The sequence below is a fragment of the Pseudoclavibacter endophyticus genome (genome assembly GCF_008831085.1).
GTDB classification, from domain to species: domain Bacteria; phylum Actinomycetota; class Actinomycetes; order Actinomycetales; family Microbacteriaceae; genus Pseudoclavibacter; species Pseudoclavibacter endophyticus.
On record NZ_WBJY01000001.1, the window covers coordinates 709397 to 726131 of the forward strand.

The window sequence follows — 16735 nt, forward strand, 5'->3', positions numbered from 1 at the left end:
GGATGAGGCCGGAAGGGGTACGCTAAAAAAAGTTAGGCACGACGAACTTTGAAATTCGGGGGTGCTTCGGCAGTGAAGCGGCACCGGTGGGCTCATGGCGGAGGGCCCGCGGTCGGATCGAGGATGACCCGGCTCGGCCCTGCGATCGCGTGCCTCGTCGCGCTCGCGGTCGCACTCGCCGGCTGTTCGCACGCGAACCCCGCCGGCGCGGGCGCTGCCGACGGGGCGGACGCCGCCCCCGGCACCGCGGCGGCCGACACGGGCGGCGCCGGGGCCGGCCTCGACGTCTACGCGACGACCGGCTACCTCGCCGACGCCATCGCCAACATCGCGCCAGGGGCCACCGTCACCACCATGGTCGGGCCGGGCGGCGATCCCCACACCCACCAGCCGTCGACGCGCGACATCGAGGCGATCCTCGACGCCGACGTCGTCTTTTGGAACGGCCTGCACCTCGAGGCGCAGATGGTCGACCAGCTCACGAGTCTCGGCGACCGCCAGCTGGCCGTGGGCGACCGGCTGCCGGACGGCGTCCTGCTCGACTGGCCCGACACCGACGCCGATGGCAACGCGCTGCACGATCCCCACGTCTGGAATAGCCCGACGGCCTGGTCGCTCGTCGTCGGGCTCATCGCCGACAAGCTCAGCGCGCTCGATCCCTCCGACGCCGCAACATACGCCGCCAACGCCGATGCCTACGTCGCCGAGATCGCGAGCGCCGCAGAAAACGCCGAGCGGATGCTCGCGACGGTTCCCGAGCCGCGCATCCTGATCACCGGTCATGATGCCTTCAACTACTTCGGCGCGACCTACGACCTCGACGTGTACGCGACCGACTTCGTGTCGAGCGACGCGGCATTGAGCCCGCAGGAGCTCAGCGGCCTGGCCGGCCTCATCGCAGAGCACCAGGTGCCGGTGATCTTCATGGACAACCAGGCGAATCCGCAGGCCATCACGAGCCTGCAGGAAGCCGTGCAGGCCCGGGGGTGGCAGGTCGCGGTCGCCGACGCAGAGCTGTACGCCGACTCGCTCGGCGCCGAGCCGGGCGTCGATACCTACCTCGGCGTGCTCGCGCACAACGCCGCCGCAATCGCCGACGCGCTCGGAGAGGAACCCGCATGAGCCAGCCGCCACCGCCGCAACCGCCCCGGTCGCCGGAGGCGACGTCACCCGCGACGTCGCCCGCGACACCGCCCGGGCGACCGGACGCCGAAGGCCCGCCCGCCTGCAGCATCCGCGACCTCACGGTCGCATACCGCGACGCACCCGTGCTCCGTCGCGTCGACCTCGACGTGCCGACGGGCGTCGTCATGGGCGTGGTCGGCCCGAACGGTGCCGGCAAGTCGACCCTCATCAAGGCGGCGCTCGGCCTCGTCGCCCCGCTGGCCGGGCGCGTCGAGTTCTTCGGCCGGCCGCTCGCGCGCGTCCGTCAGCGCGTCGGCTACGTGCCCCAGTCAACGAGCGTCGACTGGGATTTCCCGACGACCGCCCTCGACGTCGTCACGATGGGCACGTACGGGCGACTCGGCTGGTTTCGCCGCGCGGGCCGCGCCGAACGACAGCGCGCGCACGAGGCGCTCGAGCAGACGGGCATGGCCGCCTTCGCGAATCGGCAGATCGGCGAGCTCTCGGGTGGACAGCGCCAGCGCGTGTTCCTCGCGCGAGCCCTGGCGCAGGCCCCCGACCTCTACATCATGGACGAGCCGTTCCAGGGCGTCGACGCGCGCAGCCAGCAGGCGATCGTCGACGTGCTGCACGGGCTGCGGGCCGACGACGCGACCGTCATCATCGTTCACCACGACCTGGTGACGGTTCGCAAGTACTGCGACCACGTGACGCTCCTGGCCGGCCGCGTCGTCGCATCCGGCCCCGTCGACGAGGCCTTCACGCTCGACGCGATCCGCGAAGCGTACGACGTCGGCGAGGGGGCCGACGGATTTCTGGCGGCGCTGTCGTGATGTCCGCGCGCACGGGCGGGTGCGGGCGATGAACCCGGTCGAGTTCTTCGCCGACCACACCTTTCGCATGGTGTTCTTCGGCACCGCCGTGATCGGCCTGGTCGCGGGGGCGCTCGGGTCGTTCGCCTACCTGCGCAAGCAGTCGCTCATCAGCGACGTCGTGTCGCACGCCGCGCTTCCCGGCATGCTCGTGGCGTTTCTGGCGGGCGTCGCGATCCTCGGCGCCGACGGCCGCAGCATGCTGGGCCTCGTCGTCGGCGCGGCCGTCACGGGCACGCTCGCGGCACTCGCGGCGAACGGCATCGCGCGGACGTCGAAGATCCGCATCGACACGGCCATGGCGGTCGTGCTCACGATCTTCTTCGGTGCCGGGATGCTCCTGCTGCGCGTCATCGCGAACGGCGCGTTCCCGGGCAAGGGCGGCATTCAGGACTCCCTCTTCGGCAACGCCTCGGTCATCACGGTCGCCGACCTCGTCACGAGCGTCACGGTGGGCGCCGTCGCGATCGCGATCATGGTCGCGTGCTGGAAGGAGTTCGCGCTCCGCACCTTCGACCCCGACCACGCGGCCGTGCTCGGCGTCGGCGGCCGCGTCGTCGACACCCTCATGTTCACGACGATCGTTATCGCTACCGTCATCGGGCTGAAGGCGGTGGGCCTCGTCCTGATGGTCGCATTCGTCGTGACGCCGCCGGCCGCCGCCCGGCAGTGGACGCGCACGCTGCCCTCGACCGTCGCCCTCTCCGCCGCCTTCGGCGCGATCGGGAGCGGCGTCGGTGCATACCTCTCGATCTCACTCGGCAACGTGCCGACGGGGCCGCTCATCGTCCTTGCGCTGTTCGCGATCCTCGTCATCTCGCTCGTGTGCTCGCCCCGCCGCAGCATCATCACGCACGCGCTCGCGCGGGCCAACGCCCGACGTTCCCTGCGCGAGGTCGCCAGGGCGCCCGCCGCCGGCGCGTCTCGGGGAGGGGCATCGTGAGCTTCGTCCTCGGCACCACGCTGCTCGCCATCGTCACGGCGCTCGCCTGTGCGCTCCCGGGCGCCTTCGTCGTGCTCCGCCGCAATTCGATGCTCGTCGACGCGATCGGGCACGCGGTGCTGCCCGGCATCGTCGTCGGCTACTTCTTCACGCGCGACTTCGAGTCGCCCTGGCTCATCATCGGGGCCGCCATCGCGGGGCTCGTGGTCGTGCTCGGCAGCGAGTGGCTCTCGCAGACGGGCCTCCTCACTGGCGACGCGCCCCAGGGGCTGATCTTCCCCGCCCTGTTCAGCATCGGCGTCATCCTCGTCTCGATGAACTTCGCCAACGTGCACCTCGATACGCACACCGTTCTGGTCGGCGACCTCAACCTCGCGGCCTTCGAGCAGTTCACGGTCGGCGGCGCCGCCGTCGGTCCCGCGTACCTCCTGCTCATGCTCGCGGTGCTCGGCGTGAACGTGGCCGTGCTCGCCCTGCTGTATCCGCGCCTCAAAGTCTCGACGTTCGACCCCGACTACGCGGCCACGCTCGGGATGCGCCCCGGGGCCGTCAACGCCACGCTCATGTTCCTCGTCGCCGTCACCGTCACGGCCGCATTCAACGCCGCCGGAGCGATCCTCGTGGTCGCCCTCGTGATCGTGCCCGCCGCGACGGCGCACCTGCTGAGCACGAGGCTTCCCGTGACGATCGGCATCACGGCGCTGGTCGCATCCGCTGGCGCGGTCGCCGGGTTCTGGATCGCCTACTGGCTCGACGCCGCGACGAGCGCGGGCATGGCCGTGTTCTACGGCCTCGTCTTCGCGGCCGCGCTCGGGCTGTCGCGACTCGGACGCCGGCGGCGAGCCGTGCCCGTGGATCCGGGCCCGGCGGGCCCGGCGGGCTCGGTGCCCGGTGGCTCCGCGGCGGCGGGCGCGGGGGCCGCGCCATCGGCCTCCGGCGACGCGATCGTCAGCCCCGGCGCCGGCCGGACCCAGACGGCATCGGTCGCGCCGTCGCCGAGCGCCACCGGCGCATCGTCCTCGCCGACGAGCACGTCGATGGCCCCGGAATAGGGGGCTCCGGCTCGCACCGAGATCGATGAGCCGACCCCGATTCCGCGCTCGGTGAAGAACTGCAGCAGGCCCGCGTCGTCGTCGGCGATGCGCTCGACGACGGCGGTCGTGCCCGGCGCCAGGTCGGTGAGACGAGCCGCATCGGGCCGCACGACGGCGCCGTCCGCCGCCGGGATGGGGTCGCCGTGAGGGTCGCGGTCGGGGTGCTCGAGCAGCGCGTCGATGCGGTCGACCATGAAGTCCGACACGGCGTGCTCAAGGGTCTCGGCCTCGTCGTGGACCTGGTCCCACCGGTAACCGAGCACCTGCACGAGGAAGGTCTCGATCAGCCGGTGCCGCCGAATCATTGCAACGGCGTGCGTTCGTCCCGTCGGCGTCAGGGTCACCGCACCGTACGGCGCATGCTCCAGCAAGCCCTGTTCCGTGAGTTTGCGGACCGCATCCGACGCGGTGGGCATCTTGACGCCGACCTTCGCCGCGAGCCGCGAGGGCGTCACGGGCTCGTCGGACCACTCCTGCAGGCTCCAGACCGACTTCAGGTAGTTCTGGCTGCTCGCCGAGAGCTCCGAAACCGACATGCCGCCAGGGTACTTGGGTACGACAGCGCCGAGGTGGCGCCGAGGTGGCGCCGAGGTGGGGCGCGGTGGGCAGGGGAGCGTTCGTGCGCGGGAGTGGGTCCCGGGCGGGGCGTGGGCTTTTCGAGGGACGAGACTGACGGGCATGCCTGTGAGCGGTGTGGCGTGTGGCCTGGTCCATCGGGCCGGTGCGTCGCAGCGGTGCGATTTTGCATCGAGGGGTGAGCTGTGGTTATATCTACGGGTTGCTGATCGGCCCCATCGTTTAGCGGCCTAGGACGCCGCCCTCTCACGGCGGTAGCGCGGGTTCAAATCCCGCTGGGGTCACCAACGAAACGGCTCGGAAAGCCCACGCTTCCCGGGCCGTTCTTCATTTTCTGAGCGATGCCCCGACCGGGGGTCCCGCGGTGCCGCGCGTCGCGTCTGCGGGGATCGTTGAGCCCCGTGCTGTCCGCCCCGGGGAATCGGCCGGATTGACAACCCGTGCCGAGTGCTGTGCGCCGCGTGAAGCCCAGCGCTCAGTCCCGGGCCGTGGTTCACGGAAGCGGTAGGTTCCCTGGCTATGGGCACGTTCACAGACCTCCACCTCTTTACGGGAGCACCGCAGCTCGAGAACTTCGGTCGAATCGTCGAACTCATGCCGACGAGGACGATGGCCCCGTCGTCCGCGCCCCTCGAGTGGCCTGTCGGTGAGCCGACGGATCTGCCCGAGACCTACGACTTCCTCGGTGAGCAGCGTTCGACCCGCCGGTACCTCGTCGATGCGGATGTTGCAGGCCTGCTTGTGCTCAAGAACGGCGAGATCCGGCACGAGTGGTACGGGCCCACGTCGGGACCGGACGTGCCGTGGCTCTCCATGTCGGTCGCCAAGAGCTTCGTCTCGCTGCTCGTCGGCATCGCCGTCGAGGCGGGGCACATCGCCTCGATCGACGATGCCATCAGCGAGTACATCGCCGTCGAGCCGGGAACGGCGTACGACGGCGTGGCAATCCAAAGCGTGCTGCAGATGTCGTCGGGCGCCCGCTGGAACGAGGACTACAGCGACCCCGAGGCCGACCCCCTTCGCACGGCACAGGCGGTCGCGGGCACCCCCGGGGGGCTCGACCGGCTCGTCGCGACGCTCCCGCGCGACCTGCCCGCCGACACCCTGTGCCGCTACAACTCGTGCGACACGCAGGCGCTCGCCGCGCTCGTCCGTGCCGCGACAGGACAGACCCTTGCCGATTACCTGCAGGCAAAGGTGTGCGAGCCGCTCGGGTTCACGAGCCCGGGCGCTTGGATCATCGACGCGGAGGGCGTCGACGCCGGCTTCGCGGGACTCAACCTGGTCGCCCGCGACTACGCACGAATCGGCGAGCTGTACCGCAACGGTGGCGTGTTCGACGGCACGCGGGTGGTCTCCGCGGACTGGGTGCGGGCGAGTACGCGCGCGAACGAGCCGCACACGCAGCCGGGCGAGGTCACGGTCGGTGGGACGAGGTTGCCGGTCGGCTACGGCTACCAGTGGTGGGTTCATCCGGGTGGTCGCGGTGACTTCTCGGCAATCGGCGTTTACAACCAGTACGTGTACGTCGACCCGGGTACGCAGACGACGATCGTCATGAACTCGGCCACCCGGCTGTTCGGCTCGTCGCCCGACCCGAGCGTCAACATGGACATTGACGTCACGAGCCTGTTCAGAGCCATCGCCGACCACGTGGCGTGAGCGTCGACGGGCGACCCGGCAACCCGCCAGGGCGCGTGTCGGTTCCCGCGCCACGCGGATGCCGTAAAGTGCCACGAGTTGGCCGATATCCGTGCGGGAGAGTCATTCGTGAGTGCTGAGTTCTCGACATCATTCGCGCGCGAGCATGAGCAGGTCACGGTGCACATCTCGGCCGCGAGCGATGTCGGGTCGATCAGGCAGGTCAACGAGGACAGCTACTTCGCGAATGCGCCAGTGTTCCTCGTCGCCGACGGCATGGGCGGGCACAGCTACGGCGACCGCGCGAGCCAGACGGTCGCGGCCGAGTTCAATGAGACCTACGAGGCCGGCACCTTCGAGCCGACGACACCGCACGTCGTGCTCGAGGTCATCGACCGCTCGAACGCGGGCGTGCAGAACCTCGTGTCGGCGGCCGATGGTCCTGGCGCCGTCGCAGGCACCACCCTCGCCGGGGTCGCGCTCGTCGAAGCCGACGAGATGGGCCCGCAGGGGCTGCACTGGATGATCTTCAACATCGGCGATTCGCGGGTGTACGGGTGGAACGGTCGTTCGCTCGTGCAGATCACGGTCGACCACTCGGCGGTGCAGGAGATGGTCTCGATGGGCCTGATCACCGCAGAAGAGGCCCTCGTGCATCCTGATCGCAACGTCATCACGCGCGCGGTCGGCTCGGAGGCCCAGGTTGAGGCCGACATTTGGCTGATGCCGACGCGGGGTCACCAGGTGTTCCTCGTCTGCTCCGACGGGCTCACGAAGGAACTCGACGACGCGCAGATCGCCGAGCTGATCCTGGCGTACGGGGCAGACCCCGAGCCCGGCCTGTCGCTCGCCGAGCATCTGGTGCAGAACGCCGTCGAACGCGGGGGCCGCGACAACATCACGGTCGTCGTCGTTGAGTCGGAGCTCGCCAATGACGATTCCGAGGCGGTCGCTCGCGCCGGCGACCGGGTGCACCTGCCGGCCGAGGAGTCCAAGGACGCGTCGTGACGGCGAGGCGGCGTTCGCTCGGTGACGGCACGTGGCTGGTGTGGACCATTGGCGGCGCCGAGCTCATCGTCGAGGACGACGGGAGCATCGCGGCCGCGGCGGCCGAGCGGGCCGTCGACCGCGTCGCTGCGGATGCCTCGTTCGAGTTGATCCTGGAGGCCCTTCTCGGGGTGGCGCCGCTGCCGCAGCTTCCGCGGTTCGCCGCAGTCGGCACGTCCGAAGACGATCGGGGCGAGGCCCGGGTCGTCGTGCGGGGCCCGTTGTCCGTGCTCGGGGGCGATGGAAATGCGACGGATGCCCACGGCCGTATCGACGGCGCCGATGCCGTCGTCGTCCGCGAGGGAGCACTCGCGGGCGAGCTCAGCATCGCGCTCGTGGTGGCCGGAGGCGACGTGGTGGTCGAGCCGCTGCGCGCCGCCGTCTCCGGTCGCGGCGCGCAGGGGCCGGATGCTGGACATCGAGACGACGTGGCGTCGGTCGCCGTGGCCGCCGACGCGGGGGCGGCCGCCGAGACCGACACGCGGGTGAACGGTGACGACGGCGGCACGCGCGACGAGGCCGAACCCGACTCCGCCGAGACGGACGTGGGGGTTATTGACGAAGGTGCCGACGACAAGCCCGGCGTTAGAGACCGTGCCGACGACGGGGATGCTGACGATGCGGACGCGGATGCGGACGACGCGGGTGCGGACGAGACGGCTTCCCAGGAGGACTCCGCGGGGGACGGAGCCGCGGACGACGACCCGAGGGGGAGCGACGACAGCGATGCGGAGGCCAAGCGGAAGGCCGCGGAGGAGCAGGCCCGTGAAGCCGCGCTTGCGGCGGGCATCGATCCCGACAAGACCTACTCCGGTCGTCCGCCGGGGCTGAAATCGCCGGCACTGCAGCGCATGGAGAAGGCGCTGCAGGAGCGCGAGAAAGCGGCCGCGGAGCGGCGTGCCGCTCACGAGAAGGCGCTGGCCGAGGCGAAGCACCGGCAGGAGGAACTGCGAAAGCAGCGCGAGGCCGAGAGCGCCGCCCGGGCAAAAGAGGCCGCCGAGAAGCTCGCCGCAACCGACAGCGCGACCTCTGAACGGTTCGCGACGCTGCTTCGCGATCGCGGCGGACCGATCGGGTCGGGCGGGCCGTTGCCCAGGGAAGAACCGCTCGACGACGACGCGCGCGCCGAACGCGAGCGTCGTCGGGCGGAGCGGCGAGCACGGGAGGCGGCGCGCGCCGAGGCGTTCGCGGCCGCCGCCGCGGGCGAGACTGCCACGCCGGATGTCCCGTCGGCGGATGTCCCCTCGGCGGACAGGGCCGCGACCGCCCCGCCGCCCGCGGCGGCCCACTCGCCCTCGCCGGCAGCCGCCCCCCGGGAACCTGCGCGCCCGGAAACGACGACCCCGTCACCGTCGGCGCTCGAAGCGTCGGCGCCGGACGCGGCAACGCCCGAAGCGGCCGCGCCCGAAGCGTCGGCGCCCGGGGGTCCAGCGGCGGGCGCCGCTCCGACGCGGCGGTCCCGCTTCTCGGCTCGCCGGGCGGCGCGCCGAGCCAAGACAGACGCCACCCAGGCGCCGGCGACGTCGGCCTCGCCTCCCGCGGCCGGCATGCATCCTGCGCAGGCTGCCGGGCACCCGGAGCAGAGCGTCGCCCGCCCTTTCGCTGCGCCCGGCGGCGCGCCCGACCCGGCGGGCGACGCCGCGCCGAACGCGGCCCGGGCGACCGCCGCGGCCCAGGAGGCACCGGCTCCCGCGCCGCCAGTCGCCCCGCCGTATGCGGCGCCATCCCAACAGGCACCGCCGCAGCCGTACGCGCAGCCCGTCGTGCGCGCTCCCGCGAATCACTCGTATCCCGGCTACGCGGCGCAGCAGCCGCCCACGCTGCAGCCGCCCCTGGCGCAGCCGCACACCGGCGTGGCGGCACCGGGTCAGTACGTTTCCCCCTCGCAGGCCGTCGACCACGCGGCAGTGTCCGTGCTTCCGCCGAATGGCGGACACGCGCCGACACTGCACGCTGCCGGCGAGGGCGCGGCCCCGTCCGTGTTCCAGTATCGGCCTGCCACAGCCGAGACCGGCTCCGAGGCGGCAGACGAGGAGGGCGAGGACGAGCTCGTCAGCTACGACTTCCTCTTCGGTGGCACCGAGCAGATCAACGAGGTGCTGGCCGAACTCGCCGAGGCGCGCGAGGCGGCGCGCGGTGATGAGCCGGATGACGCGGGCGACGCCGCAGCAGCGGCCGGTGCGCCGGTGAATGCGGTCGAGGCGGCGGCCCGGCCGCCGCTCCACGACGCCGCCATCGTGCACACGCCCCCGGACTCGCCGCGGGTCGGATCGCCCTCTGCGCCGGCCCAGCCCGACATCGATTCCACCGTCATCGGGGGCCAGGCCCACGAGTTGCGTCGGCAGGCGCAGACGGTCCAGCCGAATGAGGGACCGCGAACCGGCCTCCGTCCCGCGTCGGTCGCGAACGTGCCGGACGCGCACCCGGGGGACCACGGCGGCGACACGCTGTTCGGCGGCGCGGCGCAACAGTTGCGGGCGGAGAACGCGGGTCGCCACCACCAGGCGGCATCCGCGCCGTCGCCCCAGCCGCCGGCCGCCGCGTCCCCGTCCGCCGCAGCCGCACCGCCGTTCGCCGCGCCGCCGGCTGAGGACTCCTTCGTGGTCGATTTCGGCTCGAGCGGCGAGGTCGCAGCGATCGGCCCCGTCGTGATCGGACGGGCGCCGAGCGCGACCGCCGAACGGGCGGGCGACACGTCACCTCAACTGGTTACCATCGACGGCGTCAAAGACATATCGCGCAATCACGTCCGCATCGAGCTGTCGGGCGGCGTCACGGTCGTGACGGACCTGCACTCGCGCAATGGCACCGAAGTGGTCATGCCGGGGCGGCCTCGTCAACGGTTGCGGCCCGGCGAGCCGACGGCCGTGGTACCGGGGACCGTGATCGATCTCGGCAGCGGAATCGCGTTCACCGTGAGGAGGTAGCAGTGGCGAATGCCAGGCGTCCCCCCGCCGAGCCCCCGGAATTGCCCGGCTTCACCTTCGAGCGCCACCTGGGCTCCGGCGGCTTCTCCGACGTCTACCTCTACGAGCAGCATCTGCCGCGGCGCCACGTCGCCGTCAAGGTGCTCCTCGGCGGCGATGCCCTGGGTGAGAGCTCACGAAAGGCCTTCATCGGCGAGGCCAACGTGATGGCGCAGATGAGCTCGCACCCCTACATCCTCACGATCTTCCACGCCGACGTCGCGAGCGATGGCCGCCCCTTCTTCGTGATGGAGTACGCGCCGGGGCGCAGCCTTTCCTCGCGCTACCGAACCGAGCGCATCCCCATCGACGAGGTGCTGCGCACGGGCGTCAACATCGCGAGCGCCGTCGCCACCGCCCACGCGGCCGGTGTGCTGCACCGCGACATCAAGCCCGCGAACGTGCTCACGAACGCCTACGGCGCGCCCGCGCTCACCGACTTCGGCATCTCGTCGGCGGTCAGCGACGAGCTCGCGGATGCGGCCGAGGGGATGACCTCGGGCGCCGGCGCCGGCATGTCGGTGCCGTGGTCATCGCCCGAGATGTTCGACGACAACCCGCAGCCGGACGTGCGCAGCGAGGTGTTCTCGCTCGGTGCCACGGTCTACACGCTCGTGGCGGGGCACACCCCGTTCGAGGTTCCAGGCGGAAAGAACGGCACGATCGACCTCATCCGTCGCATCGAGCGCGGCGATGTCACGCCCGTGTCACGCCGCGACGCGCCACGCGCCCTCGTGAGCGTGCTGCACAAGGCGATGTCGCGCCGCCCCGAGCACCGCTACGCGACCGCCGTCGAGTTCGCCCGCGCGCTGCAGCGCGTCGAGCTGGAGCTCGGCTACTCGGCCACGAACATCGTGGTGCCCAATCTCAACGTCGAAGCCCCGGTCCGACCAGCAGGCGACGCCGACGAGGAGTCGACGAACCTCCGCAGCGTGCCGATCATCGACGCCCAGGGGCCCGCGGTGCCGCAGCGCGTCTCGGCGAGGGACGCCGGCGCGTTCCCGGCGACCGTGCACGCCGGCGCGCGCGCCGGTTCCGCCGAGCGCACCGAGACCCGGGGAATCCAGCGCGTCGCCGCCCAGCACGGCGACGAGACCGCCTCGCGTGGCCGGGGGCCGCAGCCGATCGACCCGGGAGGGCGGAAAGCGGCCGGGGTCGGGGCCGGCGACCGCGCCGCGGCCGTTGGCACGACGGGTGGCGCCACGATGGCCTCGCGGGTGATGACCGACTTCGAGGAGCCGAGCCTGCCCCCGCTCGGCGGTGAGCAGCGCTCGGCGTTCGCGCCCGTTTTCGAGCGGCAGCGCAGCGACCGGATCGAGGTGCCGGATGACACGGGCGACGTTCCCGTCCAGCGCGCGGCCGACGGTGTGGCACAGAGCCCCGCGCCCAAGCGCGACCGCGCGCGGGGCGAGCAGCACGACCCGTATGCGGAGGCCAAGAAGCCGAAGAACCACAACCTGCTCATCGGCATCCTCGCCGGCGTGGTGGTCCTCCTCCTCGTCGCCCTCTCGATCGTCGGGTGGGTGCTGTTTCCCCGCGGCGACGCTGAGGCGGGAGGAGACGGCGGATCGGCGGCACAGCCGGTCCTGCCGGGCGACTACCCGGCGAAACCGCAGGGCGGCAACGTCGTGCGATCGGACAACGGCATGATCACGTTCTCGTGGACGAACCCGGACCCGCAAGACGGCGACGTGTTCTTCTGGCGCATCAGCGGGAGCGACCAGCCGGGACAGACGACCACGGAACCCGAGGCGACCATCGGGCCCTACCCGTACGAGGCGAACGTGTGCATCGAGGTCGAGACGCGCCGGGCCGGCCTCGTCAGCCCCGAGAAACTTCAGACCTGCTGGCCGCAGTAGCGCCGGCCGAGCCGCCCCCGACCTCGAAGGACCCCCGAGCATGAACGAAGAGGCCGCACCGCTCGCGTTCGAGCCTGTCGTCGACGCCCCGCCGGCCGTGGATGCCGCACCTGGCACGGTGGATGCAATGGACGAGGTCGACGGCGAAGCGGGCACTGTGGGCGCCGAGGGCGCCGGCGTCGCGGACGCCCCCATCGAGGTCGAGTTCGTCGGCGAGCTCTACGAGATCGAGCCGGGCGACGACTTCACGATCGGGCGCGACGCCGATCTCATCATCGACGAGAACCCCTACCTCCACCGCAAGTTCCTGCTGCTGCGGTTCGAGTTCGGCATGTGGTGGCTCATGAACGTCGGTTCGGTGCTGTCCGCCACCGTGACCGACGAGTCGGGGCAGGTCCAGTCGTGGCTCGCACCGGGCGCGAAGCTGCCGATCGTCTTCCAGAACCTCAACGTGATGTTCAGCGCCGGGTCGACGACCTACGACTTCACGATCCACGCCAAGACCGACTACTTCAATACCTCGCACGTCAACACGAGCCCCGACGGCAACACGACGCGCGACGCAGTGCATCTGACGACCAGCCAGCGGCAGCTGATCGTGGCGCTGTGCGAGGACGTGCTTCGGCAGGCCGTGCCCGGCCGCGGCGAGATTCCCGCGTCGAACGACGCCGCCGAGCGCCTCGGCTGGAGCATGACCACGTTCAACCGCAAGCTCGACAACGTGTGCGAGAAGCTCGACAAGATGGGCGTCACGGGCCTGCGCGGGGGCCGCGGCAAGCTCGCCACCAACCGGCGCGCCCGCCTCGTCGAGTACGCGATCTCGACGAGGCTCGTCTCGGCGGATGATCTCGTGTTGCTCGACGATGTCGATGCCGAGCGGACGAAGCAGCGGGCGGCGGCCCCGGCGGCCCCGGCGGCCGATCGCGCCCCGTCGCGCGGCGGCGCCTGACCGGCCCGGGGGCGGACGGGCCGAGTCGCACGGGCGTCACGCGCGCGCCTTAGACTGACCGCCGCGTTCGGAGGGGGACTCGTGGCGAAGCGTGATGGGCGGCGGTGGCGCTGGTGGCAGTGGGTGCTCAGCGTCGTGCTCGCCGTCGCGATCGCCGTGCCCGTCGTTGCCGCGGTCATGCACCGCGGCTACGCCGGAACCGATGTCGTGACGAGCGGCCGCGACGTGTGGGTCGTCAATCACGACCAGCGTCTCGCGGGCCGTCTCGACACGCAGATCCAGGAGCTGACCGGCTCGTTCGGCGCTGCGACCGACGACTTCGAGGTGCTGCAGGACGGTGACGAGGTGTTCGTGCACGACGGTGCGCTCGGCACGCTTTCGCGCCTCGACCCCGCGACGGGCGTCGCCACCGAGACGGTCTCGGTGCCGGGCGGCAGCGACGTCGAGATCAGGGCGGGGATGCTCGCCGTGCTCGAGCGCGCGACGGGCAGCGTGTGGGTCGCGAGCACGCGCGGGCCGCTCGACTTCGACCCCCGCACGTCGCAGCCGGTGCTCGAACTCGGCCCCTCCGCGCAGCTCGTGGTCACGGTGCGCGGCGAGGTCGTCGCCGCGGCCGTCGGCGATCAGTCGATCTACCGCGTCTCCGGAACCCGGACGTTCCCGCAGCGCGTGCCCCTCGGACTCGAGCTCACGGACTTCGAGATCACTGCGGTCGGCGACGAGGTGGTCCTCTTCGACGTGAACCGTCAGGAGCTGTACTTCGACAACGGGCGCGTGCTGCCGCTCGCGGAAAGCGCCCTGCACGTGCAGGAGGTCTCCGAGGCGGGCGACGTCGTCGCGCTCGCGACGCCGACCGGGCTCTCCCTCATCCCGTTCGAGGCCGACGGCCGCCCCGACTCGATCGGCGCGGGCGGCGGAGCCCAGGACGCCTCGAACGACCCGGATGCCGTGGCGCGGCCCGTCGTCTTCAATGGCTGCCATTTCGGCGCCTGGGGCGCGCTCGCGGTCGTCGTCGGCGGCTGCCCCGGCCAGGCCGACCTCGAGGTCGAGATCGTCGATCCGCTCGAGGGTGGCACGCTCGAATTCCGTGTCGGCGGCGGCGAGCTCGCCCTCAACAACACGCGCACGGGCGTCACGTACCTGCCGATGCACGACATGCGCGCGGTCGACAACTGGGACGAGGTGCTGCCGGAGGACCGGCGCCCCGAGGACCAGCTCGCCGAACCCGAGATCGACGTGCCGCTGAGCGAGACCCTCGACGGGCGCACGGACGTCAACCGGCCCCCCGTGCTCGAGGACGATCTCGCGGGTGTCCGGCCCGGGTCGACCGTGGTGATCCCCGTGCTCGCCAATGACACCGACCCGGACGGCGATGTGCTGCGCATCACCGGTGTCGAGCCGGTCGGCGCGCCCGTAGGGACGGCCGCCGGCAAGGTCGACCTCATCGACGATGGCCGCGCGCTCCGCTTCACGGCCGACGAGGGGGTGAGCGGGTCTCTCGCCTTCGCCTATCACGTGAGCGACGGACGTTCCGGCGGCACCGCCGACGCGATCGTGCGCATCCGCATCGTCGACGACGGCTCGAACTCGGCGCCGCAGCAACTCGCGCCGGCACGCCTGCGACTCGAGCAGGGGAAGACCGGCAGTCTCGACGTGCTCGAGGGCTGGGTCGACGCCGAGGGCGACCCCGTGCACCTCGTGGCGGCGAGCGGAGACGACGACCTCGACGTGCGCTTCACCCCCGACGGCGAGGTCACGGTGGCCGCGGGAGCCGAGCCCGGCCACTCCACGGTGAACCTCGTCGCATCGGACGGCGCCGACCAGTCGTCGGGGGTGCTCGAGCTCGAGATCGCGGCGCCCGGCACCCTGAATCCCGACACCGCCGCCAACTTCGCGACCGGGACGACGGATGCCCCGGTGACGGTCGAGGTGACGGCCAACGACGTCGGGGTCGGGGGCGATCCGCCCGTGCTCGTCGACGCCGTCGAGACGCAGGGGCGCCCCGGTATCTCGTTCGATGAGGAGCGCGGCACCGTCACCCTCGACGCGCCCCTCGCGGGCGTCTACTCGGTCGTCTACACCGTGCAGGTGGGGGAGCGCACCGCCAAGGGCATCCTCCGGGTGGATATCGCCGACGCGAGCACCCTCGGGACGCTCGCGCCGATCGCCGTGCCCGACGCCGTGCACCTGCAGGGCATGCAGCCGGGCACGGTCGACCTGCTGAACAATGACAGCGGCGACCCCTCGCGGGTGCTGGCCGTCATCGGCCTCGACGACACGGTCGAGGCCCGGGCGGCCGGTCTGCAGGTTGAGCTCATCGACCATGCGATCCTGCGCGTCACGCCGACCCGTGCGCTCTCCGGGCCGATTGAGCTGTCGTACGTGCTGTCCGACGGCCAAGCGACCGATGTCGGCACGATCGTCGTGACGCCGGGCTCGGCAATCGAGCAGCCGCGCCCTCCCGTGACGGAGCCTGACGCCGTCACGGTGCGAGCTGGGGACATCGCGGTGGTGGCGCCCCTCGCCAATGACACGCATCCTGATCGACTTGACCTGCGACTCGACGACGATCTGACCGGCACGACCGCGTCGTCGGACGACGGCACGGCAACAGGTGACGAGACGGCCGACGGGGAGATGACGTTCGGCGATGGCATCGCCCACGTCGACGGCGACGTCGTGCGACTCCAGGCGCCGACCGAACCGGGCACCTACACGCTCGGCTACCGCGTCATCGATCCGCTCGGCGGCAGCGCGACCGACGAGATCACGGTGACCGTCACCGAGGTCGACGCGGCCTCGAACCGGCCGCCCGAGCCCGTTGGCGCCGACGTGCGCGCGTCGCAGGGAACGCCGGTGCGGATCGACGTGCCGCTTGCCGGCGCCGATCCAGACGGCGACTTCGTCACGGTCACCGGCATCCCGGAATCGAGCGATCTCGGGGTGATCGTCGAGGTCGACGCGACGGGATTCACCTTCGTGCCCCATGCTGACGCGCACGGCACCGAGACGCTGCCGATCACCGTCAGCGACGCGTTCGGGGCGTCGTCGATGCTGCCGATACGAATCGGCGTCGTGCCGGCCCCGGCGGCGTCGTCGGCGCCGGTGGCCGTCGACGACGTCGTCACGGTGCCGCCCGGCATGGCGTTCTCGGTGCCCGTGCTCGACAACGACAGCGACCCGGCCGGGCTCGAGCTCTCACTCGCTTCCGATGTGCCGGAGAACGACGTCGGGGCGTCCGTCACCGTCGACGGCGACGCACTCGTGATCGCTCCGCCGGAGGGCGTCGCCGACTTCTCCGTCGGCTACACGGTGACGAACGCCGCCGGCGCGACGTCGACCGCCAGCGTGCACGTCTCGGTGCGCGACGACGCGTCGCTCCCTGCTCCGAGCGCCGCGAATCACGTCATCGGTCCGGATGCGCTCAGGGGGACGACGGTCGTCGACGTCGCCGTCCGCGACGGCGCCGAGAACCCGGCCGGCGCGGTCGCGGACCTCATGGTCGAGCTCGTCGACTCCGACGCGCCGGCGACGATCGACGGCGGCGTCGTCCGCGTGCAGGCGGGGGACGAACGACTCGTGATCCCGTACCGCGTCACAAGTCCGGCGACGGGCGCATCCACCGTCGGATTCATCGTCGTGTCCCCCCTCCCGCGGATCTGA

General features: G+C 71.6%; 10 protein-coding genes, 1 tRNA gene and 1 pseudogene. 11 read left to right on the top strand and 1 reads right to left on the bottom strand.

Annotated elements, in window-relative coordinates:
• Nucleotides 1-123: 123 nt before the first annotated feature.
• From F8O04_RS03035 to F8O04_RS03050, 4 genes and pseudogenes are all read left to right on the top strand, one after another.
• Nucleotides 124-1122, top strand: coding sequence for a metal ABC transporter solute-binding protein, Zn/Mn family (locus F8O04_RS03035; RefSeq protein ID WP_158027859.1), 999 nt, complete (start codon nt 124-126; stop codon nt 1120-1122).
• Complete coding sequence (locus F8O04_RS03040; RefSeq protein ID WP_158027860.1) at nt 1119-1958, top strand: metal ABC transporter ATP-binding protein; 840 nt, start codon at nt 1119-1121, stop codon at nt 1956-1958. The genes F8O04_RS03035 and F8O04_RS03040 overlap by 4 nt, the downstream gene beginning before the upstream one ends.
• Nucleotides 1959-1986: 28 nt before the next feature.
• Nucleotides 1987-2940 (top strand): metal ABC transporter permease, encoded by a 954-nt coding sequence (locus F8O04_RS03045; protein ID WP_158027861.1) that lies wholly within the window; start codon nt 1987-1989, stop codon nt 2938-2940.
• A pseudogene (locus F8O04_RS03050) lies at nt 2937-3692 on the top strand (metal ABC transporter permease); the annotation flags it as partial. The gene F8O04_RS03045 and the pseudogene F8O04_RS03050, both read left to right, overlap by 4 nt.
• A gap of 32 nt (nt 3693-3724) precedes the next feature.
• Here F8O04_RS03050 and F8O04_RS14965 read toward each other — a convergent pair.
• Nucleotides 3725-4570 carry a metal-dependent transcriptional regulator gene (locus F8O04_RS14965; protein ID WP_158027863.1) on the bottom strand — a complete coding sequence of 282 codons (846 nt, stop codon included), beginning with the start codon at nt 4568-4570 and terminating at the stop codon, nt 3725-3727.
• 251 nt (nt 4571-4821) lie between these two features.
• On the opposite strand from F8O04_RS14965, the gene F8O04_RS03060 reads away from it, so the two are divergent.
• The 7 genes from F8O04_RS03060 (at nt 4822) to F8O04_RS03095 (ending at nt 16735) form a co-directional block, all read left to right on the top strand.
• Nucleotides 4822-4897: transfer RNA gene (locus F8O04_RS03060), tRNA-Glu, on the top strand.
• Nucleotides 4898-5129: 232 nt separating this feature from the next.
• Complete coding sequence (locus F8O04_RS03065; RefSeq protein WP_158027864.1) at nt 5130-6272, top strand: serine hydrolase domain-containing protein; 1143 nt, start codon at nt 5130-5132, stop codon at nt 6270-6272.
• A gap of 108 nt (nt 6273-6380) precedes the next feature.
• Nucleotides 6381-7259: a PP2C family protein-serine/threonine phosphatase gene (locus tag F8O04_RS03070; protein ID WP_158027865.1), complete on the top strand. Its 879-nt coding sequence runs from the start codon at nt 6381-6383 to the stop codon at nt 7257-7259.
• A complete protein-coding gene (locus tag F8O04_RS14970; protein ID WP_225734838.1) occupies nt 7256-10225 on the top strand; it encodes an FHA domain-containing protein in 2970 nt (989 codons plus the stop codon). Before F8O04_RS03070 ends, F8O04_RS14970 begins: the two co-directional genes overlap by 4 nt.
• Before the next feature lie 2 nt (nt 10226-10227).
• Nucleotides 10228-12123 carry a serine/threonine protein kinase gene (locus F8O04_RS14735; RefSeq protein WP_188726301.1) on the top strand — a complete coding sequence of 632 codons (1896 nt, stop codon included), beginning with the start codon at nt 10228-10230 and terminating at the stop codon, nt 12121-12123.
• A 127-nt stretch (nt 12124-12250) separates the two neighbouring features.
• The gene (locus F8O04_RS03090) at nt 12251-13072 is read left to right on the top strand and encodes an FHA domain-containing protein (RefSeq protein WP_373285876.1); all 822 of its coding nucleotides are present in this window, start codon (nt 12251-12253) and stop codon (nt 13070-13072) included.
• 81 nt (nt 13073-13153) lie between these two features.
• Nucleotides 13154-16735: an Ig-like domain-containing protein gene (locus tag F8O04_RS03095; protein WP_158027866.1), complete on the top strand. Its 3582-nt coding sequence runs from the start codon at nt 13154-13156 to the stop codon at nt 16733-16735.

Coding starts and splice junctions, on each gene's coding strand:
- F8O04_RS03040 (WP_158027860.1), top strand. CDS start 1,119: ATGAGCCAGCCGCCACCGCCGCAACCGCCCCGGTCGCCGGAGGCGACG.
- F8O04_RS03045 (WP_158027861.1), top strand. CDS start 1,987: ATGAACCCGGTCGAGTTCTTCGCCGACCACACCTTTCGCATGGTGTTC.
- F8O04_RS14965 (WP_158027863.1), bottom strand. CDS start 4,570: ATGTCGGTTTCGGAGCTCTCGGCGAGCAGCCAGAACTACCTGAAGTCG.
- F8O04_RS03090 (WP_373285876.1), top strand. CDS start 12,251: ATGGACGAGGTCGACGGCGAAGCGGGCACTGTGGGCGCCGAGGGCGCC.
- F8O04_RS03065 (WP_158027864.1), top strand. CDS start 5,130: ATGGGCACGTTCACAGACCTCCACCTCTTTACGGGAGCACCGCAGCTC.
- F8O04_RS03035 (WP_158027859.1), top strand. CDS start 124: ATGACCCGGCTCGGCCCTGCGATCGCGTGCCTCGTCGCGCTCGCGGTC.